This is a genomic window from Pacificoceanicola algae (assembly GCF_049341065.1).
In the GTDB taxonomy this organism is placed as follows: domain Bacteria; phylum Pseudomonadota; class Alphaproteobacteria; order Rhodobacterales; family Rhodobacteraceae; genus Pacificoceanicola.
This window is the reverse complement of sequence record NZ_JBMPIX010000006.1, coordinates 1-19,406: the sequence shown is the minus strand read 5'-3', so window position 1 is coordinate 19,406 and position 19,406 is coordinate 1. Positions and strand designations below refer to the sequence as shown.

21 protein-coding genes and 1 tRNA gene are annotated in these 19,406 nt (G+C 62.8%); 6 read left to right on the top strand and 16 right to left on the bottom strand.

The window, feature by feature from the left end; translation table 11 throughout:
* Nucleotides 1–3 precede the first annotated feature (3 nt).
* The 7 genes from ACOYQJ_RS10630 to gspG form a co-directional block, all read right to left on the bottom strand.
* A complete protein-coding gene (locus ACOYQJ_RS10630) occupies nt 4–498 on the bottom strand; it encodes a type II secretion system protein M (RefSeq protein ID WP_422906003.1) in 495 nt (164 codons plus the stop codon).
* A complete protein-coding gene (gspL, locus tag ACOYQJ_RS10625) occupies nt 495–1,694 on the bottom strand; it encodes a type II secretion system protein GspL (RefSeq protein ID WP_422906002.1) in 1,200 nt (399 codons plus the stop codon). Before gspL ends, ACOYQJ_RS10630 begins: the two co-directional genes overlap by 4 nt.
* Nucleotides 1,695–1,763: 69 nt before the next feature.
* A complete protein-coding gene (gspK, locus tag ACOYQJ_RS10620; protein ID WP_422906001.1) occupies nt 1,764–2,747 on the bottom strand; it encodes a type II secretion system minor pseudopilin GspK in 984 nt (327 codons plus the stop codon).
* Nucleotides 2,744–3,394 (bottom strand): type II secretion system protein GspJ, encoded by a 651-nt coding sequence (locus ACOYQJ_RS10615; RefSeq protein ID WP_422906000.1) that lies wholly within the window; start codon nt 3,392–3,394, stop codon nt 2,744–2,746. The genes gspK and ACOYQJ_RS10615 overlap by 4 nt, the downstream gene beginning before the upstream one ends.
* Entirely contained in the window at nt 3,391–3,768 is a 378-nt protein-coding gene (locus ACOYQJ_RS10610) for a type IV pilus modification PilV family protein (protein ID WP_422905999.1), read from the bottom strand. The genes ACOYQJ_RS10615 and ACOYQJ_RS10610 overlap by 4 nt, the downstream gene beginning before the upstream one ends.
* On the bottom strand, nt 3,753–4,217 hold the full coding sequence (locus tag ACOYQJ_RS10605) for a prepilin-type N-terminal cleavage/methylation domain-containing protein (protein ID WP_422905998.1): 465 nt from the start codon (nt 4,215–4,217) through the stop codon (nt 3,753–3,755). Before ACOYQJ_RS10605 ends, ACOYQJ_RS10610 begins: the two co-directional genes overlap by 16 nt.
* Nucleotides 4,202–4,666: a type II secretion system major pseudopilin GspG gene (gspG, locus tag ACOYQJ_RS10600; protein WP_422905997.1), complete on the bottom strand. Its 465-nt coding sequence runs from the start codon at nt 4,664–4,666 to the stop codon at nt 4,202–4,204. Before gspG ends, ACOYQJ_RS10605 begins: the two co-directional genes overlap by 16 nt.
* A gap of 110 nt (nt 4,667–4,776) precedes the next feature.
* On the opposite strand from gspG, the gene ACOYQJ_RS10595 reads away from it, so the two are divergent.
* The 3 genes from ACOYQJ_RS10595 (at nt 4,777) to ACOYQJ_RS10585 (ending at nt 8,420) form a co-directional block, all read left to right on the top strand.
* Nucleotides 4,777–5,550 carry a prepilin peptidase gene (locus ACOYQJ_RS10595; protein WP_422905996.1) on the top strand — a complete coding sequence of 258 codons (774 nt, stop codon included), beginning with the start codon at nt 4,777–4,779 and terminating at the stop codon, nt 5,548–5,550.
* A gap of 105 nt (nt 5,551–5,655) precedes the next feature.
* Nucleotides 5,656–7,197 (top strand): tetratricopeptide repeat protein, encoded by a 1,542-nt coding sequence (locus tag ACOYQJ_RS10590; RefSeq protein WP_422905995.1) that lies wholly within the window; start codon nt 5,656–5,658, stop codon nt 7,195–7,197.
* Nucleotides 7,194–8,420 (top strand): tetratricopeptide repeat protein, encoded by a 1,227-nt coding sequence (locus tag ACOYQJ_RS10585; protein ID WP_422905994.1) that lies wholly within the window; start codon nt 7,194–7,196, stop codon nt 8,418–8,420. Before ACOYQJ_RS10590 ends, ACOYQJ_RS10585 begins: the two co-directional genes overlap by 4 nt.
* Before the next feature lies 1 nt (nt 8,421).
* On the opposite strand, the gene ACOYQJ_RS10580 is transcribed toward ACOYQJ_RS10585, so the two are convergent.
* Nucleotides 8,422–8,934, bottom strand: coding sequence for a tetratricopeptide repeat protein (locus ACOYQJ_RS10580; protein WP_422905993.1), 513 nt, complete (start codon nt 8,932–8,934; stop codon nt 8,422–8,424).
* A 110-nt stretch (nt 8,935–9,044) separates the two neighbouring features.
* On the opposite strand from ACOYQJ_RS10580, the gene ACOYQJ_RS10575 reads away from it, so the two are divergent.
* Complete coding sequence (locus tag ACOYQJ_RS10575; RefSeq protein WP_422905992.1) at nt 9,045–9,521, top strand: type II secretion system protein N; 477 nt, start codon at nt 9,045–9,047, stop codon at nt 9,519–9,521.
* Nucleotides 9,522–9,554: 33 nt separating this feature from the next.
* Here the strand turns inward: ACOYQJ_RS10575 and ACOYQJ_RS10570 are convergent, their stop codons facing one another.
* The 3 genes from ACOYQJ_RS10570 to ACOYQJ_RS10560 are packed head-to-tail and all read right to left on the bottom strand — an operon-like array spanning nt 9,555 to nt 14,078.
* Entirely contained in the window at nt 9,555–10,766 is a 1,212-nt protein-coding gene (locus ACOYQJ_RS10570) for a type II secretion system F family protein (RefSeq protein WP_422905991.1), read from the bottom strand.
* Nucleotides 10,763–12,289, bottom strand: a complete 1,527-nt coding sequence (locus tag ACOYQJ_RS10565; protein ID WP_422905990.1) for a GspE/PulE family protein — start codon at nt 12,287–12,289, stop codon at nt 10,763–10,765. Before ACOYQJ_RS10565 ends, ACOYQJ_RS10570 begins: the two co-directional genes overlap by 4 nt.
* The gene (locus tag ACOYQJ_RS10560) at nt 12,225–14,078 is read right to left on the bottom strand and encodes a secretin GspD/PilQ domain-containing protein (protein ID WP_422906276.1); all 1,854 of its coding nucleotides are present in this window, start codon (nt 14,076–14,078) and stop codon (nt 12,225–12,227) included. The genes ACOYQJ_RS10565 and ACOYQJ_RS10560 overlap by 65 nt, the downstream gene beginning before the upstream one ends.
* Before the next feature lie 386 nt (nt 14,079–14,464).
* Between ACOYQJ_RS10560 and ACOYQJ_RS10555 the strand changes: the two genes are divergently transcribed.
* Both ACOYQJ_RS10555 and ACOYQJ_RS10550 read left to right on the top strand, forming a co-directional pair.
* Nucleotides 14,465–14,926: a GNAT family N-acetyltransferase gene (locus ACOYQJ_RS10555; protein WP_422905989.1), complete on the top strand. Its 462-nt coding sequence runs from the start codon at nt 14,465–14,467 to the stop codon at nt 14,924–14,926.
* Nucleotides 14,927–14,970: 44 nt separating this feature from the next.
* A tRNA-Arg gene (locus ACOYQJ_RS10550) sits at nt 14,971–15,047 on the top strand.
* 211 nt (nt 15,048–15,258) lie between these two features.
* Here ACOYQJ_RS10550 and ACOYQJ_RS10545 read toward each other — a convergent pair.
* From ACOYQJ_RS10545 to ACOYQJ_RS10525, 5 genes are all read right to left on the bottom strand, one after another.
* Nucleotides 15,259–17,103, bottom strand: coding sequence for a TniQ family protein (locus ACOYQJ_RS10545; protein ID WP_422905988.1), 1,845 nt, complete (start codon nt 17,101–17,103; stop codon nt 15,259–15,261).
* 271 nt (nt 17,104–17,374) lie between these two features.
* Nucleotides 17,375–17,776 (bottom strand): hypothetical protein, encoded by a 402-nt coding sequence (locus ACOYQJ_RS10540; protein ID WP_422905987.1) that lies wholly within the window; start codon nt 17,774–17,776, stop codon nt 17,375–17,377.
* Nucleotides 17,766–18,116, bottom strand: coding sequence for a hypothetical protein (locus ACOYQJ_RS10535; RefSeq protein WP_422905986.1), 351 nt, complete (start codon nt 18,114–18,116; stop codon nt 17,766–17,768). The genes ACOYQJ_RS10540 and ACOYQJ_RS10535 overlap by 11 nt, the downstream gene beginning before the upstream one ends.
* A 260-nt stretch (nt 18,117–18,376) precedes the next feature.
* Nucleotides 18,377–18,772 carry a hypothetical protein gene (locus ACOYQJ_RS10530; protein WP_422905985.1) on the bottom strand — a complete coding sequence of 132 codons (396 nt, stop codon included), beginning with the start codon at nt 18,770–18,772 and terminating at the stop codon, nt 18,377–18,379.
* Between the two features lie 496 nt (nt 18,773–19,268).
* Nucleotides 19,269–19,406 (bottom strand): transposase (locus ACOYQJ_RS10525; protein WP_422906275.1); only part of this gene is annotated, 138 nt, incomplete at its 5' end.

Below are 19,406 nucleotides of genomic sequence, written 5' to 3'. Positions count from 1 at the left end.
CGGCTAGTTTCCGGGCGGGCGCAATTCGATCCGGGCCTGAACTCGGCTGGGTGATCCGACTTCTTCCAACCGCAGGGTCTGCAACTCGTAGCCCCATTCGGGGTGTGCCGAAGACAGCCATGTGGCCAGTCGGACAAAGTCCACATTGTCAAACCGCAGGGCAATGACTCCGCCGCTTTCTGTTCCGATGGACCGCAGATCGGACCTCAGGTTTGCTGCGATCAAACCTTCTTCGATCCCACTCAGGCCAATAGGTTTGGTCTGGATCTCTGGTTCTTGTCGCGTCAGGTCTTGCGCTTCGGCGCTGCGATCCGCGACCCAAGATTGCAGGGCCAGGGCGTCTGCGCCGGCGGCTTCTGCGGCAGTGCGGGCCTGTTGCAAGGGCATGAGAACGGCAAATCCGATGCCCAGCGGAACGGCGACCCCGGCCATCAGGCCCAGCAAGCCCCGTTCCCTTGGGCTGAGTTTCAACAGCATATCAAGCAAGCGGTCGATCATTGGCTTGCCTCGTCTGCCGGGGCAATGGCAAATTCGGTGACGACCCCGGTCTCGTCTTCTTCCGAGCGCGAGTCGCGCAGGTCAACCGCCAATCCATCCGCCCGCAGCGCGGCGGCCAGTTTGTCTGCGGCGGCGAAATCGGGCAGACGGGCGATCAATCGCAAGCCTTCCTCGGCGCGATACTCCAGCATGTCAGGCGTCGCCCGCGCGCCTTTCAGTACTTCGGCGACACGGTGGATCAGGTCCAGCGGGTCCGTCGCCGTGGTCGAACCGGCGCTGGCCGATTGCATTTGCGCCAAGGCTCGGCTGACTTGCAGCCGCGCGTCCAGTACCGGGCCGCCTCCGGTGAAGTTTTGCTGCACAAGCGCGGTTGTAGCCTGGGTGATCGAGCGTGTCTGAGATTGCGCCCGTTGCAGGCCAACCACCTGCACCGAAGCCCAGAGCGCCGCAGCCAGAACCGCAGCCAAAGCCGTCCAGCGCCAAGGCAGAACCCGGCTGGCCAATCTGGCGCGCGCGGCCATGGGGTTCTTGCGCAGATCGCAGGCCAGTTCACCGTGGCCCAGAACAACAGGCGCAGACAGGCCCAGCCTTTTGATCTCGTCCAAGTTTTGAACGAGTGCGAGGTCGTGACTTTGCGCCATGTCGCCAAGCCCATCGGGCAGGCCCGCAGGCGCAAAGAGCGCTTTGGGTGCGCCGTCCTTGGCCAAAGCCCGGCGCATCGCCGCCAAGGCCAGCGCGGGTTGCGCGGTCAGGCCGTCCTGCGGTCCGAACCGAACCATCCATTGCGGGTGTCCGCCCTCCTCGATCGCCTGCACAGTCCAAAGCCCCTCGGTGGTGGGCAGCGACAGATAGTCCGGCAAAACGGCGCGGCCGGGCAGGGCGCGCAGGCTGTCAAGCCACCCTTTATCCGCCGTCAAAACCCTGTCCCAGGCATCGGCTTTGCCTTGGTTCGAACTGGGCACGAAAGGACGCATCGCGATCTGTTCGGGTCGCAGCCCCAGCCTGTCCGCCAGACGCCGGCGGGCAACCTGTTCACGCGCCTGCCCGCGCAAACGCTCGGGCAGGTCCAGCGCGATCAGGGGCACCGCGCCGCCGGGCACCAGCACGACCTGCCGTGCCCCGACACTGACCGCGCCTGGGCTGACAAAGCTTTGTGCCTCGTCAGGTCGTGCTGTGGATTGGCGCGCTTTGGCCACCTTGGTCCCCCATTCCTGAACAAGAAGAATGCACCGGCCATCCGTCCAAGTGCAATGGCGCAAACGGTTTCATGACCGAAAGCTGAGCCGCCATTTCAACTCGATCACGGCTGGCACACCCTTGCGTTGCAAGATTGTCCGGCGGCGCGCTGTGACGCCTTCGTATTCCGCCGAGGACTGCACCTCGAACCATTCGGATCCGACCGAGATCATGGCCTCCAGCGCCTCGGTGCGTCTGATGGCGGCCTCATCCGCAGCCTCAGTCTGGGGCTCGCCGTCTTCATCGACCTCTTCGGTGGGTTGCCTTTGGGCTTGTTCCGCTTCCGCCAGACCTACCGCGATCAGGAAAGCCTTGGACGATGGAAATGGCTCTTGTTGGCGCTGGCCGATCAGCCGGGCCAGTTCGGCGGGCGGCACATCTGGGAAAAACGCGGCCAGAATCTCGGCATCGGCGGTGTTGACGTTCAATTGGGTCATCCCGGTCAGCGCAGTGATGTAAGGCGCCAGCCGTTCAAGGTTGCGTTCGGAAATGCCGGGGATCTGGGCCAGTTGGCTGACGTCGAGGATCGCCCCCCCAGCAGGCGCAAGCGGGGGATCGAGTTGTAGCCAACGGCTGCGGTCCGAAGGGCCGCCGGGGCGCAAAAACAAACGCATCGCGGTGCCGGTTTCGGGCGCAATTCCGAGCCGGGCCAGCAGGATATCGAATGCCTCATCCGCCAAAGTGTTGCCGGGAATGGCCAGCCAGTTCAGGTTGAACCGCCCCTGAAGGTCTTGCAATTTCCCGGTCACCTTTCCGCGCGCCAGATCGACGGGCGGCAGAGGTTTGGCCCAGGCCTCCCCAGTGTGGTCGATCGCGCCGGTATCCTGAGTCAGCATGGTCATAGCCAGCGCGTCAAAGGCATCGAGGTTCAAGGTCAGTTGGTCCGTGCCCAGCCCGCTTTGCAGCCGCGCCTGCCCTGCTTCGGACCGAGCCAGAAGGAACGCCGCGACCGAGGCCAGCGCGGCGACAAGGATCAGCGCATTGACCAGAACAAATCCGTGATCCCCTTTCATCGAAAGCTCTCTATCAATGGGATGTCACCGTAAACCTGCGTCTCCACCGTAACTTCAATTGCGATGGGAAGCGCGCTGGAATAGGCCGAAGGGCCAGCGGCGCCCGAGTCCTCGTCGAAGCTGACGTTTGGATCGGAATTCAACAGTTGCAACCCGTCGACCCACCCCTGTTCGTCCACGTAGGTCCGCAGACGCAGCGCGCGCACGCCCTCCATGACGAGTTGTTCCGGACTGAGCGAAGACGCCAGCGCGGGATAAAGCGCGGGCCAGACGCGCCGCGTCAGACGTCCGTCGCGGATCTGCCATTCCACCCGTGTCAGCGGAATGTCGTCGGGGGCGCTGGTCAGCGAAGGTTGCGCGCCGACGGACAGGCCAAAGCGATCCTCGCGAAACCGGATTGAAGACTCAGGAAAGGGACTGCCCGGCGGATAGAACAACATAGGGACTGCGGCGGAAAGGTCGGATCGCAGCAGGCTGGTGGCTTTGGCCAGCGCGGCGGTGTGATCGGCCCGTTGGGTTACCCCGTCACGCATACGTAGCATTCCGGTCAGGGCCTGCGCGCCCATGATGGCGACCAAGGCAAAGATCGCCATTGCGATGACCAGTTCGATCAGGCTGAGCCCGGCATCTTTGTTGGCCCGGGTCATCTTGGGCTGATCTTTGGCAGATAGACCACCAGTTGCGCGCCTTCGCCGCTTTCGGCGCGCGCGGTAATGGTGGTCTGCGCCAGCCCTGCGGCGGTGGTTTCGGACACCGTGGACAGGGTAAAGACCTGCCCGCCAAGCGTGACTTGCGGCTTCAGCCCCGAGGTGTTGGGCGCCTGCATTTTCAGCTCTTCTGCGCGGTTGCGGGCGGCAATGCGAGCCAGAAGCCGGGGCATTTCACCGCCGACAACGCGGGCCGATTGGTCGGCGGCGCGCAGGGCGGCAATGCTGCCGATGGTCAATACGAAGATCGCAATGGCAAGCTCGATCAGGGTCATGCCACGCGTTGCGCTCCGCCGGGTCAGCCGCCTGAACATGTCAGCTCCGCCCATCCATCGCTTTCGCAGCGCCCCGAGGATCCAAAGGCGATGCGAAAGGCATTGGTCTGCCCGGTTGCCAGAAAGACGATTTCGGGGGCGGCCGATCCTGATGGGTCTGACGGCCGGGCCGACAGCGAGACGCGCCCGCGCCAACGTTGCATTCGGCCTGCCTCTTGCCAGCCGTTGCGATTACGGATCATGCCGCGCATCCCGTCCCGTGTAACTTCAAGCCCGCGGCTTTGTTGCCCGGTGATCGCCAATTGGCGGGCGGTCTCGTAGCGGGTCTGGAACAAGGCCATGTCGCTTTCGCTGCGATCAGTGGTGCGCGAAACCGCAAGGCTGGCTCCAACCGCCAGAACCGAGATGATCGCCACGCTGACCAGCAATTCGATCAGGGTAAAGCCCGCGTCGCGGGCGGGGGGTATATCGCTTATTGCAACGTCCATGAGCCGATGTCCGCATCAGGCCCGGTGCCGCCCGGAACCCCGTCCGCGCCATAGGTGAAGATGTCGAATTCTCCGTGCACGCCGGGCTCGAGATATTGATAAGGTTGGCCCCAGGGATCCACCGGCATCCGGTCCATATACCCGTTGGCCGCCCAGTTCGCGGGCACCGGATCGCTGGTTGGCTTGGTGACAAGGGCCGATAGCCCCTGCGCGGCGGTTGGATAGCGGTAGTTGTCCAACCGGTACAGATTGACCGCACTGACAATCGCGGCAATGTCCGACTGCGCCCGTGCGGCGCGGGCCTGATCCGGGCGGTCAATCACTCGAGGCACGATCACCAGCGCCAAAATGGAGAGGATCACCACCACAACCATCAGTTCAAGAAGGGAAAACCCTTCGTCCTGTGGCTTGGTGCGATGAGCTGTGCAAGACTGGTCTGGTGTCGTCATGGGATGCTTTCGTATGAATGAGAGCATGATAGAGGAGCGTCGCAACCCTTGTCCATTCTTCACGCCTTTGCAACGGCGATTGCCTGCGCTCTTATTCGGGACCGCCGTGGATGAGCTTTGATCCGCGTTTGTCAGCCTTGCTCCTGATCCTGACCGCGCCGGCTGTCGGCTCATTTCTGGGCGTTCTGGTTGACCGCCTTCCGCGCGACGAAGATGTCTTTCGTCGCGGTTCGGCCTGCCGCGGCTGCGGTCAAAGGCTGGGCGTCCTGGACTTGATCCCGATCCTGTCCTTTGCCTTGTCCAAGGGCCGCTGCCGTCATTGCGGGGCAAGCTTCGCGCCATGGCACCTGTATATCGAAATCACGGCGTTTGGCATGGCGGTTTTGGCCGCCGCGGCTGGGAAAACGGGGGCAGGGCTCTGGCTGGATGCGCTATTCCTTTGGACCCTTTTGGCGCTGTTCTTCAGCGATCTGATCTGGATGCGCCTGCCTGACAGCCTGACAGCCTCACTTTTTCTTGTGGCGATGGCGGCTGCGCTCTTGCCCGGCGGGCAGGGTGGCCAGACTGCGCTGCTTGGGGCCGCGCTTGGCTGTGGCAGCTTTGCGGCTTTGCGATTTGGTTACCGCGCCCTTCGGGGCCGCGAGGGGCTTGGGCTGGGGGATGTCAAACTGATGGCGGGGCTCGGCGCCTTTGCCGGACCCATCCATTTGCCGCTCATGGTGCTCATGGCGTCGGGCGGCGCACTGGCGCTGGTTGTTGTCCTGCATGGGCTGCGCGGCAATGGCACCCCGGCAGGCACAATGCGCATCCCGTTTGGCTCGGCGCTCTGCCTAGCAGGGGCGGCGCTGTGGGTGCTGCGGGCAGGTGCGGTGCCTTTGCCTTAGGACGTGATCTTGCGTTTGATATTGCTCAAGTAAGGCCATAGGCTCGGGTCAGATCGCTGGGGCAGATTTTGCCCCACGCGCGCCCATTTCATAACCGAGAGTCCCATGGCCTTTTCCAAATCCCTTTTACCTGTCTGTTTCCTTTTGGCGCTGTACGGTTTGCCTGCCGTGTCTCAGGACGCAAGTGATGGCCTGACAATGGCGCAGGTGGAAGAGGCGTGGTCTGCGGGCGATTTCGTCACCGTGCGTGAGGGGCTCAAGGCGCTGGCCGAAAACGAAGGCTCTCCCTTTGCCAAATACCGCTACGGGCGGGTGCTTTTGGAGGGGCGCGGCGGTCCTGCGGATCTGATGGCAGCGCGCGACTGGCTTGAGCAAGCCGCAGCAGACAATCAACTGGACGCCGCGGTCCTGCTGGCGCGGCTGTATCTGTCGCGTGCCGACGGCGGGCCTGACTATGCCCCCGAACGCGCGGCAACATTGCTGAAAACCGCTGCCGCGCGCGGCAATGCCGAGGCGCAGTACTATCTGGGCCTGCTCTATGGCAACGGCACCGGGCTTGAGCAAAGCCCCGAGGACATGCTGACCTGGATGCTTGCGGCTGCTGAAAATGGCCATGTCGATGCGATGTTCAAACTCAGCCAAGCCTATTCGCGTGGACTGGGTGGCCCTGTGGACGTGGAAAAGGCAGTGAAATGGCTGGAAAGTGCGGCCTCCAACGGGCACGCCGAAGCCCAGTATTACATGGCCTATGCCTTGGACACCGGGCAGGGCATGGCTCAGGATCGGGCCGGGGCCGCAAACTGGCTGCTGCGCTCGGCCGAGGCGGGCTTTTGGCAAGCGCAGGCGGCTTTGGGTCGCAAGTACCTTAAGGGGGACGGCATTGCGGCCAACCCCGTAGAAGGGCTGCGCTGGTTGCGCGCCGCTGCCGAGACGGGCAATCCTGCCGCGCTCGCGGATCTGGCCGAAGCTTATACCGGCACAACCGGCGCCACCGCGAACCCTGCATTGGCCATGCAGTTGTACGCGCAGGCCGCGGACGCCGGGCTGCCGCGTGCGATGATCGGTCTTGCTCAGATGCTGGAGCAAGGCGCCGGAGGGCAGCTCCCGGATATGGAGCAGGCCATCAGCCTGTATCGCAGAGCGGTCGAGGCGGGCAGCGAAGAGGCTTCGTTGAAGCTGGGCCAACTGGCCGGAGCAGGCCGGCTGGATGGTCTTCTTGCGCCGCACAGGGCGGTCCCTTGGGCCATGAGTGCCGCCGAGGCGGGTGATGAAGCGGCGCTGAACTGGCTCAGGGCGCGGGCGGACGAAGGTCTGCGCCCGGCCCTGACCGCGATGGCAGAATGGATGTTGAGCCACGAAGGCAGCGCAGACGAGGCGGCAGGGCTTTTGCGGACGGCGGCCGAGGCGGGTGACACTGATGCCCAGCATCAATTGGGCCTGCTGCTGATCAAAGGGCAGGGTGTCGAACAGGACTATGTTCAGGCGCACAAATGGCTCAATATCGCGGCCGCCGGGGGCAATCAGGCAGCGCTTGAAATGCGCGAGGTCGCCGCTGACCTGATGACCGCCGAACAGGTGGCCGAGGCGCAGAAAGCCGCGCGCACCTTCTTTGATCAGGCGCGCGCGCCGGTCGGGGCGGACAAATGACTCTGGCGCTTCCCAGGGTTTTTCAGGTTGGGGTCCTGTCCTTTTGCCTGCTGGGGGCGCCGGGCGCGCTTTGGGCTCAGCAAGGCAATGGCTGGACGGGCGCGGATCTGGCGCAGCTTCAGACGGCCTCGGATCAAGGCGTGCCTGAAGCGCAATATGCCTTGGCCATGCGCGTCGAACATGGTGACGGGGTCTTGCAGAACTACGCGCTGGCGGCGGAATGGCTGGCGCGCGCGGCCAAACAGGGGCATTCGGCGTCCGCCAATCGGCTTGGTCAGTATTTCCATGCCGGCCTTGGCGTCGAGCAAAACCGCGAGGCCGCCATTCAATGGCTGGAACAGGCCGCCGAGACCGGCGAGGCGCAGTATCTTTATGATTTGGCCGTCGTTCTTGAAGAAGGCCCCGAGGGGGTGGCAGACCCGGCCCGCGCTGCGGAACTGTACCAAACAGCTGCTGATCTTGGGCTTCTTGATGCGATGGTCAGTCTCGGCGTGCTGTACCAGAACGGCAACGGGGTGGAACAAGACTTTTCCCGCGCCAAGGCCCTGTACGAAGGACCGGCCGAGCAGGGGCATGCAAGGGCGCAGAATAACCTTGGCCTGCTGTATGTACGCGGTGAGGGCGTGCCGCAGGATTATGCCCGCGCCTTCGAGCTTTTTGATGCCGCTGCGGCGAAGGGGCTCAAGGTGGCCATGGGCAACCTTGGGGTCATGTATGAAAACGGTTTTGGCGTTGCCACGGATGAAAAGCGCGCTGCCGAGCTATACCGCCTTGCGGCCCGCGACGGTCAGGAAATCGACAGCGATGGCGGCGTGCCGCGCGCGGTGTTTGACCCGCGCCTTGCGGCGCCGGACACCAGTCCCGATGGCATGGCCCGGCTGCAAAACGGCGTCCGGGCGGGTGATCCTCTGGCGATGTACACGGCGGGTTGGCTGATCATGCAGGACCCGGAGCCGGGGCAGGAGGGGCTGCGTCAGGCGGCGCAACTGTTCCGCGCCTCAGCGCAGGCCGGTAATCCCGCGGCCATGGCCAATCTTGGGCTGATGTATTTTGACGGGCGCGCCGTGCCGCAGGATTTTGCGCTTGGCTATATGTGGTTGGTGCTGGCCGGAACCGCCGGGTTCACGCAGGCTTTGGACCTGAGCGCGGTCCTGGCCAGCCGCATGACGCCGGGCCAGATCTCTGAGGCGCAGCAGATGGCCGAAGCCCGCGCCGGGCAATAGACTACAGCGCGGCCAGCCGCACCTTAATGCTGGCAAGCCGACCGGCCATCGACCCGATCGGATCAAGATCGGGGTTGGTCTTGAGCACCTCGGCCAGCGCGCTTTGGGCGGCGGTGAGGTTCTCTTTGCCCGCCGCATTATTGCCTTGCGCCAAAAGCTGAAGACCCAGCTCGTGCTGCGCCGTTCCCTGCACCGAAAGGGCGGCCGCACGGGCCTCGCCGGTTTGCGAACGGGCGAGCGAATTGGCAATGTTTGCGGCTTCGGAATAGTTGCCGCTGCGCAACTCTGCGTGGGCATATTCCAGTTGCAAACGCGGCGCCAAGGGGCCCGCGTCTTTGATCAACACAAGGTACTGCCGTTTGGCGCGGTCATAGTGACCGTTTTCCAGCGCGTCGCGCGCGACGGCGTATTTTGTCTGGAAACCGGACCCGCCAACGGAAACCTGGTCACAGCTTCCAATGAAAACAAGGGCCAAGCCGGCAATCGCGGCCCGGGCTATAGGGAATGCCTGCATGTCTGCTCTCTTTTACGCTTGTTTTGATTGCGTATTATTCGCTCAGTATACCCATTGGCTGGTATCGCGTCTATGCTGCTGCCGGATTGGGTGTTGATTGGATGGGGCGCATGCGCTGGCTGGCCTGGATCATGACGATAGCTTTGCTGGCTTTGGCCGGTCAGTCGGGGTTTGCGCTGTGGTCGGAGCTGAATGCGCCCGCGGTCAAGATCGGTGTCGCCACCTTGCCCGAGGCCGCAGATGGCGAGGCGCCTCAGGCGCCCATGCGGCCGCCCCGCAACTGGCCCGCCCTGTTTGGCGAGCCACAGCCCCCGAAACCGCCCGCCCCGCCGCCCCAGGCGCCGCAGCCCGAACCGCAGCCGCCAAAGCCGCCCAAACCGCCGCTCGGGTCTCTGGGCTATGCGCTCAAGGGGATGGTGCAGACGGGCGATGCGACATGGGCGATGGTCTTTCACCCGACGGGGGAACAATTGGTGCGGACCGGTGACATGTTGGCCGATGACATCGAGGTGGTGCGGATCGACGACGATGGTGTCTGGATATCACGGCAGGGCGACGCGCCCGAGCTTTTGGGTTTTGAAGAATAGACCAGGGACTCGCCAGGGTGCGTCTTGATCGTTTCAGCCCGCGACAGCTGCCTGCAGGTCATAGACAGGCAGCAGGATCGCCAGAACGATTACCAGAACCAGCCCGCCCACCACCATCATCAGCATCGGTTCCAGCAGCGTGGCGATGCGTTTGCGTTCGGTCAGCAGGCGGTGCTCGGTCAGGGCGGCAGCGCGGTCAGTCATTCGCGCCAGTCGAACCGAAACCTCTCCGGCAGCGATCAACTGCCGCGCAACCGGGGGCAGGATGCTGAGATCTTCCAGCGCCGAAGCAAGGCTTTGCCCCTGCCGCACAGCGGTGGCCACGGCGCGGCCTTCGGTCTGGAACTGTTCGATCGTCAGCACGCTTGCGGCACTGTCCACCGCGCTGAGCACCGCATGGCGCGAGCCCAGAACAAGCGCCAGCGTGCGCATGTATTGCACCGCTTCGGACAGCCGGGCGAGGCGCCCGAAGATTGGCAGGCGAAGTACCACGCGATCACGCAGTCGCTTGAGCGTTGGCACACGCGGCACGGCAATGCCAAAGCCCACCAAAGCCAGCAACAGGACAAGGATCACAGGCCAGTTGGCGCGGATTACATCGGAAATCCCCATCACGAACACGGTCAGCGGCGGCAAAGAGCGCCCGGTCATTTCAAACATTGCGACGATCTCGGGGGCGACATTGACCATCAGGATGCCGCAGACCAACAGCGACACGGCGGCCACGAAGGCCGGATAAATCAGCGCGGTTGCGATCTGGGCCTTGCCGGTGTTCTGATCCTCAAGGTGGTCTGCCAACTCGTTGAAGACTGCAGCTAGCTCGCCCGCCTCTTCGCCCGCACGCAGGGCCGCGATGTAGTAGGGGGGAAAGCCCGCGCCCGAGTTTTCCAGCGCATCCGAAAGCGCCGCGCCATCCAGCAAAGCGGCGCGCGCCTGCGCGGCCACGGCTTCCAGCGCCGGGTGGCCACCAGTGCGCACAGCCTCCAGCGCGCCATCGACGGGCAGTTCGGCGGTCAGCATGACGGCCATTTGGCGGGTAAAGACCGCCTGCAAGTCGGGAACCAGCTTGCGGGCAAAGACCGCGCGACGGTTGCCGCTGGTCGCGCGCTTTGTCTCGGTCAGGTCCGAGGCGAAAAGATCCTGGCTGGCCAATTGCTCGGTCGCGTGGATTTCGGTTTCCGCCACGATTGTGCCGGTGCGGCGGCGCCCCGCACTGGTATAGGCGATATAGCTGTAGGCTTTCACGCGGTATCCCCAACGACGCGCAGCGCCTCGTCCAGGCTGACGCGGCCTTCGGCGACGGCTTGCAAGCCTTGCCCGGTCAGGGTGTCGCGCGGCGCGAGGGCCAGCGATTTGATCGCCGCTTCGCTTTCGCCCCGGTCAATGGCGGCGCGCAGGTTTTCGGTGACCTCGGTGATCTCGAAAATCCCCATGCGGCCCGCGTGGCCGGTTCCGGCGCAGACCTCGCAGCCTTTGGGGTGAAAGGTCTGTTTCGGCGCGGCGATTTTGTGGCGGTCGAACAGGCGTTTGTCGTCGCGGGAAAGCGGTTCGGGCGTGCTGCAGTCAGGGCAAAGCTTGCGCAGCAGGCGTTGCGCAATCACCCCGCGAAGGGTGGCGGCGATCAGGAAATTTTCCAACCCCAGATCGCGCAGACGCACAATCGCCCCGACCGAGCTGTTCGCGTGCAAGGACGAAAACACCAGGTGCCCGGTCAGCGCGGCCTGCGCGGCGGTGCTGGCGGTTTCTGCGTCGCGGATTTCGCCTACAAGGATAACATCCGGGTCTTGCCGTAGCGTGGCGCGCAGACCGGCGGCAAAGGTCATGCCGATCTCTGAATTGATCTGGGATTGCGACACGCCCGGCAGATCGTATTCGATGGGATCTTCGACGGTGACGATATTGCGCGCGTCTCGGTCGGCCAGTTGCAGCAGCGAATAAAGCGTCGTGGTTTTGCCCGCGCCGGTCGGCCCCGTCGCCAGAATCACGCCGTTCGGGAAGGCCGCCAGCCTGCGCAGCAACACTTGCTGCGTTTCCGACAGCCCCAGTCCGCCGAGTGGCATCAGACCCGTCGAGCGATCCAGAATCCGCAGGACGATGCGTTCGCCGTAGTGGCCGGGCAGAGAGCTGACGCGCGTGTCGATCACCCGGCCGCCCAGCGACAGGGGAATGCGCCCGTCCTGCGGTAGTCGCGTTTCGGCGATGTCGAGCCCCGCCATCACCTTGAGCCGCGAGACAATGCGCCGGACCGGTACATCGGGGCGGTTCATCACCTCTTGCAACACGCCATCAATGCGCATGCGCACACGCAGGCCACCTTCGTGCGGTTCGATATGCAGGTCAGAGGCGGCGCTTTGTACTGCGCGGCGCAGCAGCTGGTTGACCAGTTGGATCACCGGCGCATCGCCGGGTTCGTCCAGCAAATCGCGTTGGCGGCGGGCGAATTCAGCCTCTTCGAGGTCAAAACTGATGTCTCCGCCAGCGGCGGCGCGGCTGTGCTCGGCGTCGCGGTAAGCATCGGCCAGCGCCTTGTCAAAGGCGATCTGGTCGGCCTCGACCACCTCGATCGGATCGCTGCCGACGCGGCGCTGTACTTCGCGTAGACCCAGTTGCGTGGCATTGGGGCCCAAGGTCACTCGCGCACCTTCCAGCACGACCTGTTGGTCCTGCGCAAAGGCAAAGGGCAGGTGCCCCGTTACGCCGCCGCTATTTTCCGTTGAAACGGAGCCGTCCCGGGAGAGGGGGGAAGTTTCGGCTTTGGGCGACGTCATCAATAAATCCGGCATCAAAGGGTTGGTTCAGATCAACCCCGTCGAAGGGAAGGGCGCTGATCCGTGTCTGCGGGTACTTTCCATCATCCAGCGGCGCGATGGAAGCACCGACTGCTTGCGCCTTGCGCGCGGCCTCGCGGGTTATGCGGCGCGCCTCGTGGTCATTGGTGACGACCTGCGGGCGCATCAGAACCAGAAGAACGCGTTGATTGCGGTTGGCGCTCTTGCCGCGAAACAGACCGCCCAGCAGCGGCAGTTTCGACAGACCGGGCACGGCTTGCCTGGCCGACCCATTGCCGTTTTCCAAAAGCCCGCCCAACATGATGACCGCGCCGTCATCGACAAGCGCGGTGGTGGACAGCGACCGCTTGGTCGTGATCTCGCCACCAGAGGAGGCGTTGGAATTGGTCAGGTTTGACACCTCTTGCTTGATCAACAGGCGCACGGTGCGGTCGGCGTTGATCTGGGGCGTGACGTTCAGGGTCAGGCCCACATCCTGCCGCTCAATGGTCTGAAAGGGGTTCTCTACCGCGCTGTCGCCAACGGTGGAATAGCTGCCGGTCACGAAGGGCACATTCTGTGCCACGACGATCTCAGCCTCCTGGTTGTTCAGCGTCAGGATCGACGGTGTTGAAAGCAACCGGGTGGAATTGACGGAAGTGATCGCTGTCAGAAGCCCGACAAAGCCATCGTTCCCGCGTTGCCGGTTCAGCCCCAGAACGCCGCCTGCGCCTGGATCAGGTACATTGCCGGTGTTCAGCGTCGACACAAGGTTGGTCAGGCTGGTGCGCCCGGGAAGGGAAAACTGCGTCCCACCGATCAGGGCATCGTTCAGCACAGCGCCGAACTGCGCCGAGAGGTCCGACAGCCCCTCAACCGTCATTTCAAAAATCACCGCCTCGACCAGAACTTGCGTCGGGCGTTTGTCCAGATAGCGGACCATGTCGGCGATTTCGTTGATGCGCTCTTGCGGGGCGGAAATCAGCAAGGAATTGGTTTGAAGCTCGGGGATGATGCGGATCGGGGCGCGCACACCGGTGGGATCCTCGGTGCTGAGTGTGCGTGTAACGACATCGGCTATCGAAGCGGCATCCGCATAGTTCAGCGCAATCGCGCGCGAGACGACGGTATCGCGTTGCGTGTCCAGTTCCGAGACCAGAACCCTTACCCGGTGGCGCATCGATTCAGATCCCGACACCACCAGCGCGTTTGACCGCCGATCGACGCTGACCGCAGCATCGTCGTCAAGGATTTCCATCGACTGAACCACCTGCAACACATCTGCCGCGTTGGCATTGCGCAGGCGAATAATCTCGACCGGGGCCGTATTTCCGGGCTTGTCCAACTGGTCGATCAAGGCGGTGATCCGCGCGATATTGGCGGAGCGGTCCGACAGGATCAGCCGCTTGGAGCCGGGCACGGCGGAAATGATCGCCTCTGAGGGCAAGAGCGGACGCACCACCTCGATCACTTCCTGAGGAGAGATGTCGCGCACCCGGATCACCCGGGTTTCAAAACCGCCGGGCAGGGCACTGGCACCCGAGGCCAGTTCGCGCGCGGCGTTCATCGGCACGATCCGGTCTGCGCCCGCGCCTTCGACAATGGTCAGCCGGTTGAGTTCAAGAACGGAGAGAAAAACCTGATACAGGTCCGCGTTCGACATCTGATCAGGCGACAGAACCGTGACCGTGCCGCGCACACCCGGGTCCAGCACAAAGCTGCGCCCGGTCGCTTCGGAAACGATCTCGACAAAGTTTCGCAAATCCGCGTCACGCAGGTTCAAGGTCACCTGCGCACGGGCAGGCAGGCTGAGGGCAAGACTGATGAAAAGCGCTAAGGCGATAATAAGAAAGGGCTTTACCCATGGCAAACGCCCGAGCGGACTCGGGGCAGGGCCGGCGGATGCCGGGGATCGCAATGCTGGGTGCATCATGCTCTGCTCACTGTTTTTGGGGTTTAACGGCCGAAATCGGCCCCCCGCCTCATTTATTTTTTGTTATTATAGGGGAATTTTGCAGAAAACGCACGGTTTTCTGACGCCGTCACGGTAATCTGGGCAAAGCTGTGCCCAGAGGGCGCTGCAACAGGATCCTGCGGACGATTTTCGTGTTGCCATAAATCGGGATCAGGGCAAATCTGAACCGTATTCGGCACAGCACAAAAGGCAGCTTTTCGATGACTTCTGTCACCTTGGTTGAAGACATGAACCCCGCCGTCGAAGCAATCCTTGCGCGGCACCACGCGGCGATGTCCGAAGCCACCCCAGAGGAAAGCTGCCACGTCATGACCGCCAAGGCCTTGCGCTCCAGCGGAGCCAGCGTTTATGCGCTGCGCGATGAAACGGGGGAAATTTGCGCGGTTGGCGCGCTGAAACCCTTTGGCAGCGGCGCGGTCGAACTGAAATCCATGCATGTCGCCGCCGAGGCGCGCGGCCGGGGGTATGGCAAGCGCCTGCTCGACCACCTTCTGGCCGAGGCACGGCGCGCAGGTATGGCTGCGGCCTATCTTGAAACCGGTTCCGAAGCTGGGTTTGCCGCCGCACGCGCGCTTTATGAAGGGGCGGGTTTCGCCTATTGCGCGCCTTTCGGCGAGTACGTCCCCGACCGTTTGAGCGTTTTCATGTCGATCAAGCTTTGAAGACTTGCCCCGCCGGGTGAAAGTCTGCAAATACGGGGCCGTGCGGTCCCTTAGCTCAACTGGATAGAGCAGCTGACTTCTAATCAGCAGGTTGAGGGTTCGAGTCCTTCAGGGATCGCCATGTAAATCAATATTATTGCCAAGGGGGCATATGAGTGCGCAAAACGGCAGTATTTCGTGCGCACCCGTGTCAAGGAAATTCTCGATATTTCGAGAAAATTCCTGAAGGGCTCTTGTTTTTATGGGTTTTCATCCGATTCCGTTTGCGAGCGAAATCTTTCAGTTCGCGGAACGACGATCCATCCCTCGCCGATCGGATCGTCGGACAGCCGCTACCGGAGGGCGGCGATCGCTTCTTCACGCAAGAAGATTGCCCCAAAATTCTGATCGCCCGGGGCGAAGCGGGCGACGTGGGAGGCCTCGAGCAGGCTCTTGAGGCTGTTGCGATGACGCCCTGTCTCGTCAGACAGCGTGGTCAGCGTAACGAAGCGTTCGTGGTAGGACTCGATATATTCGGCGGACAGCCAGTATTGCTGGCGTCCTGTCTTGGGGTTCGTGTGTCGAACAGCCGGAGTATGGCCAGCTTCGATCAATGAGATGAAGTATCCATGATCTCGTAGCCCGACGGAGCGTCCGAATTCTGCGGCGCTCATCAGCCTGGGTTCCCCACTCTTGGCGTCGTTCTCAGGCTTGAGAAGGGAAGCGCGAAGGCGATCTACTTCGGATTTCCTGACGACAAGCCCATGAAGACCGCGCACCCCGCCTCGCTTCCCGAGTGCCAGCCGTTTGCCGTGGATGGCATCGAGCTGTTCCCGCAAGCTCACGCGGGTCCGCTTGCGGGCGAGCAGGAGTGTTTCCCAATCGCGGTCATTTTTTGCAATTGGCACCGCCTGCTCGGCAAGGCCCGCGACAAAATCGACACCGTCAGAGATTCGCCAAGGGTTCTTGACCTTGGCGACCCGCGTGCGCGGCACCAAGAGGCCTTCTTTTTCGAACGCATCCAACTCCTTCTTGGTCGCGCCGATGGCTTCACGCATGGCGATCGGCCCCACAAGGGTCGGGATTTCGTTTAGAAGATCGGCGTAGTCTTTGGCATCGAACAACCGGCGCCGGCGTGGGCGGTCATCATCGACGGGAAGCGCCCCAGCCTCGACCAGGAAGTGCTCGAGAACCCCGGGCCCGAGGCCTGTCTCTTGCGATGCCGTGGCAAGCGAGTGCACGCGGCGTTGTTCAACAACCTCTCCCAAGAGCTCCTTCCCGGCAGCGATCGGCCAGTGGTCGAGTATCACGTCTCGCAGCAAGCACCTGTAAGTCGCAAACCCCTCGTCCTCTGCGTAATCCCGGTTCAGGCTCGGAAACAGTGGTCCATAGGCCTTGTTGGGTTCGGCGTCACAGGCGCGCGCAATCCTTGCCAGGCTTGCGCGCACGGTATGCTCGCCCTGTCTGGCGATCTCGAAGTCAGCAACATGGTGCGCGCCGGCCGGCATATCGTCCCCGGCGCCATTGTCATGGAGAATCGCCTGCCCCAGAAGACGACAGAAAGTCGTCGCGGCAAACAACGGATGCCCAGAGAACCAGGTTTCGTCACGGCCATCCTCAAGGCGACCGTCGAGCCAGATGTCGTAGGGCGTGGGCTCAACAGGTGGCTGGTCGAAGTCGCCTGCGATGATTTTGGTTACGATCTCGGACAAGCGCGTTGCAATGTCGTATCGTTCCCTCGGATGATTGGACGTCCAGAGTTCTACAAGCCGGTGTTTGTGCCGGAGGCATACGTTGGCCTCGCGCATTTGCCAATCGCCGCGCATCACCATGGCTGCAGTCGTTGGGCCGTCCGATTGCATTGCGTCTTCACGCAGGCAGACGGGACACGCTCGCATCACCGGATTGCGAAGCGCACGGGACACGAAGATCTCCCCACGAAACATCAACCGCACGTTCCCTGCCCGAATTCCGGTCCAGGAAAGCATGTTTTCCAACTGAGTCGGATCGAGATCGGCCCACACTGCGAGGGCGTCGAACGCCTCTGGGTCCTGGGCGAGGAGCCGCTTGAACGATGTCCCCATGTCGTTTGCGATCTCGACGACGTCTGTGTCCCAGGTCGCGGCGAGGCGGGAAAGATAGGAGAATACCGTCTCTCGCGGCGCTGGCGGAGGATTGGAAATCGGTAAAAGAGTCATGTTCCGAATGATCGGTTCGGTGAGTTCCGGGATGGCTTGCCTTGATGGGCGTCGGGAGGCTTCTGACTGAAGTTGATACCAGCCGCACGTCCCATCGCATAGACCGTCTGACGTACTGGATTGACGACACATCGTCCGTCGATGTCAGCAGCATCTTGTCTTGGCCCCACGGGTAGGAATGGTGAGGCTTCACGAGGAGTTGCTGTTTCCCGATGCATCAATTCAGATATGGCCGTCGACCATCAGTGTCGAGGCGGTCAACGGCTGTCTGTCACTCCGGCGCCGCCGCCGCCTTGATGGCTGATTCAATCCGCCCGTAGGCGCGCAGTGCCTCATGACTCGAATGATGGCCATCGCAGTGCTGGTGACCGTAAATATCTGCGCGCGTATCTTCGATCGTGTAGCCGAGCGCGAGGAACGCCCGATGCGCCGCCTCGGACAGCTGCGCCGGATTTCTCGGCGCGGTCATGACGGTGACGCCGGCCATTTCCCGATCGACATGTATGTAATGCCGATCGACGTAAACCCGGACCCGAGACAGGCCATATTTTTCGACGAGCCAGAGAGTCACGTCGCAGATGTCCTGCTCCATCCCGAACCGATCGGGATATACGCTCAGTCGGCGCTTGCGCGCCGCCTGAAGGACACAGCGTGCCCCGGTCTCAATCGGCATGACGGAACCGCGCGAGAAGCTCGCTGACGCGCGCGCCGTGCCACCGCGTCATGTCGGAAGCCGGCAGACCGCGTTCATGACCGATCCGATCGAGCGACGATGGCGTCTGGTCGGCCAGGACGCGCTGGATGTCCTGCAGCGCGCCCTCGACGGCAACTGCATCCGGGATCGGCTGCCCGAAAGCGCCGTGCAGGGCGCAGAGCGCGGCGAACCCGCTTGGATCGTCGAGCGCGTCGAGCAGGTCGCAGAGACTCGCGCCGTGGCGACGGAGGTGCTGCTCCACCGCGTAGGCGGCGCCGAGACGGGCCTCGGCGGTGTCGAGGGTGGTCGTATTGAGCATGATGTTCTCCCTTCATGCGGTGGCGGAAACGTTGGTGTTGTTGCCTATTCTTCGGCTTCATGGTCCGTGCATCGCGGGAGATGGGTCGGGGGCAGCAGGGTTCTTTCGGTTAGTCGCCAAGGCTGTTCTTCGGTGTCGGTAACGGAGAAATCAGTCGTTCTTTTGGACGAGGAAGAAGAAATCTGCCGGTCGCGCGGTTTTGGTCGCCGGTTCTTGAGCCGCACCGCCGCGCGTGTTTCGCGGCGGTGCGGGGGCCGCGCTCAGGCTGAGTGCTGGTATGAGGCAGGGACGATCCCCGCCGCGCTCAGTGCATCGCTGAGACCATCTGCCAGCAGGCAGATCTCCGGCACGACGGGGTCGTCGGGCTCGAGAATTGAGAAACGGCCCACCTCATCCCAGACATCATCATGAACATGATCCAGGAATAGAACGCGATGCAGCTCGGCGAGCAGGCGATGCACACGGCGCGTCATCCGCCCAGGCTGGTCGAGTCCCTCGCGAATGGCATTGACCAGCCGCGCACCGTGCCGCCCCGCCAGCAGGACAGCCGCATGGCCGAGCGCTTCGTCGTGCCCGGATAGAAACGCCCGCAGCGCCTGTTCTCCGGTTGGAATGACACGGCATTCCGCGCCGCGATCGAATTTCGTGTGAAACATGGGTCCTCCTTTGGTTTCGTGGTCCCGGGTTTCGTCCCGGGGGTCAGGGAGGGTCGGAGGTCCTTGTTCTTTTCCGTCCGCGGCGTCTGGCGCCTGTTCAGAGAAGGCGCAAGACAGAGGCCGGAGGACTATGCGTTTCCTTTCGTCGGGTTGCCGCGCTGTCTGCGCCTTCGGATGCAAGGGACATTGGCCGAAGCTGTCGAGCGCGAAGCCTATTCCGCAAGATTTCCTGAGAAAGATACGTTCAGTCCGGCCGCCCGGCCCCGCGGAACAGGACCAGGCGCGCCATTAGACCCTTCCGAGGATATCGACTGACGACTCGAGACTACGCGGTTTTCCGCAGCTTCGCCTTGGCCATTTACCGAGTTGAAAAAAGGCATGGGACGCGCCGTGACAACGCCACTCTAAGCATCGAAAGGGATCAAAACTTCGAGGGAGCGAACGGCCCTCAACCGCCGTTTGTTCACCGGTCAAATAGCCCGTCTAGGGTCAGGATTCATAACCAGTAGATGACGACTGCTGCGAGGGCGATGGCCGAAAGGAAGACTTTTGGGCATCGGTCGTAGCGGGTTGCCACGCGCCTCCAGTCCTTGAGCCTGCCGAACATGATTTCGATGCGATTGCGCCGCTTGTA

Coding starts and splice junctions, on each gene's coding strand:
- ACOYQJ_RS10615 (WP_422906000.1), bottom strand. CDS start 3,394: ATGACCCGGGCCAACAAAGATGCCGGGCTCAGCCTGATCGAACTGGTC.
- ACOYQJ_RS10595 (WP_422905996.1), top strand. CDS start 4,777: ATGAGCTTTGATCCGCGTTTGTCAGCCTTGCTCCTGATCCTGACCGCG.
- gspK (WP_422906001.1), bottom strand. CDS start 2,747: ATGAAAGGGGATCACGGATTTGTTCTGGTCAATGCGCTGATCCTTGTC.
- ACOYQJ_RS10530 (WP_422905985.1), bottom strand. CDS start 18,772: ATGTTTCACACGAAATTCGATCGCGGCGCGGAATGCCGTGTCATTCCA.
- ACOYQJ_RS10580 (WP_422905993.1), bottom strand. CDS start 8,934: ATGCAGGCATTCCCTATAGCCCGGGCCGCGATTGCCGGCTTGGCCCTT.
- ACOYQJ_RS10610 (WP_422905999.1), bottom strand. CDS start 3,768: ATGTTCAGGCGGCTGACCCGGCGGAGCGCAACGCGTGGCATGACCCTG.
- ACOYQJ_RS10575 (WP_422905992.1), top strand. CDS start 9,045: ATGCGCTGGCTGGCCTGGATCATGACGATAGCTTTGCTGGCTTTGGCC.
- ACOYQJ_RS10565 (WP_422905990.1), bottom strand. CDS start 12,289: ATGACGTCGCCCAAAGCCGAAACTTCCCCCCTCTCCCGGGACGGCTCC.
- ACOYQJ_RS10590 (WP_422905995.1), top strand. CDS start 5,656: ATGGCCTTTTCCAAATCCCTTTTACCTGTCTGTTTCCTTTTGGCGCTG.
- ACOYQJ_RS10545 (WP_422905988.1), bottom strand. CDS start 17,103: ATGACTCTTTTACCGATTTCCAATCCTCCGCCAGCGCCGCGAGAGACG.
- ACOYQJ_RS10555 (WP_422905989.1), top strand. CDS start 14,465: ATGACTTCTGTCACCTTGGTTGAAGACATGAACCCCGCCGTCGAAGCA.
- ACOYQJ_RS10630 (WP_422906003.1), bottom strand. CDS start 498: ATGATCGACCGCTTGCTTGATATGCTGTTGAAACTCAGCCCAAGGGAA.
- gspG (WP_422905997.1), bottom strand. CDS start 4,666: ATGACGACACCAGACCAGTCTTGCACAGCTCATCGCACCAAGCCACAG.
- ACOYQJ_RS10535 (WP_422905986.1), bottom strand. CDS start 18,116: ATGCTCAATACGACCACCCTCGACACCGCCGAGGCCCGTCTCGGCGCC.
- ACOYQJ_RS10585 (WP_422905994.1), top strand. CDS start 7,194: ATGACTCTGGCGCTTCCCAGGGTTTTTCAGGTTGGGGTCCTGTCCTTT.
- ACOYQJ_RS10540 (WP_422905987.1), bottom strand. CDS start 17,776: ATGCCGATTGAGACCGGGGCACGCTGTGTCCTTCAGGCGGCGCGCAAG.
- ACOYQJ_RS10605 (WP_422905998.1), bottom strand. CDS start 4,217: ATGGACGTTGCAATAAGCGATATACCCCCCGCCCGCGACGCGGGCTTT.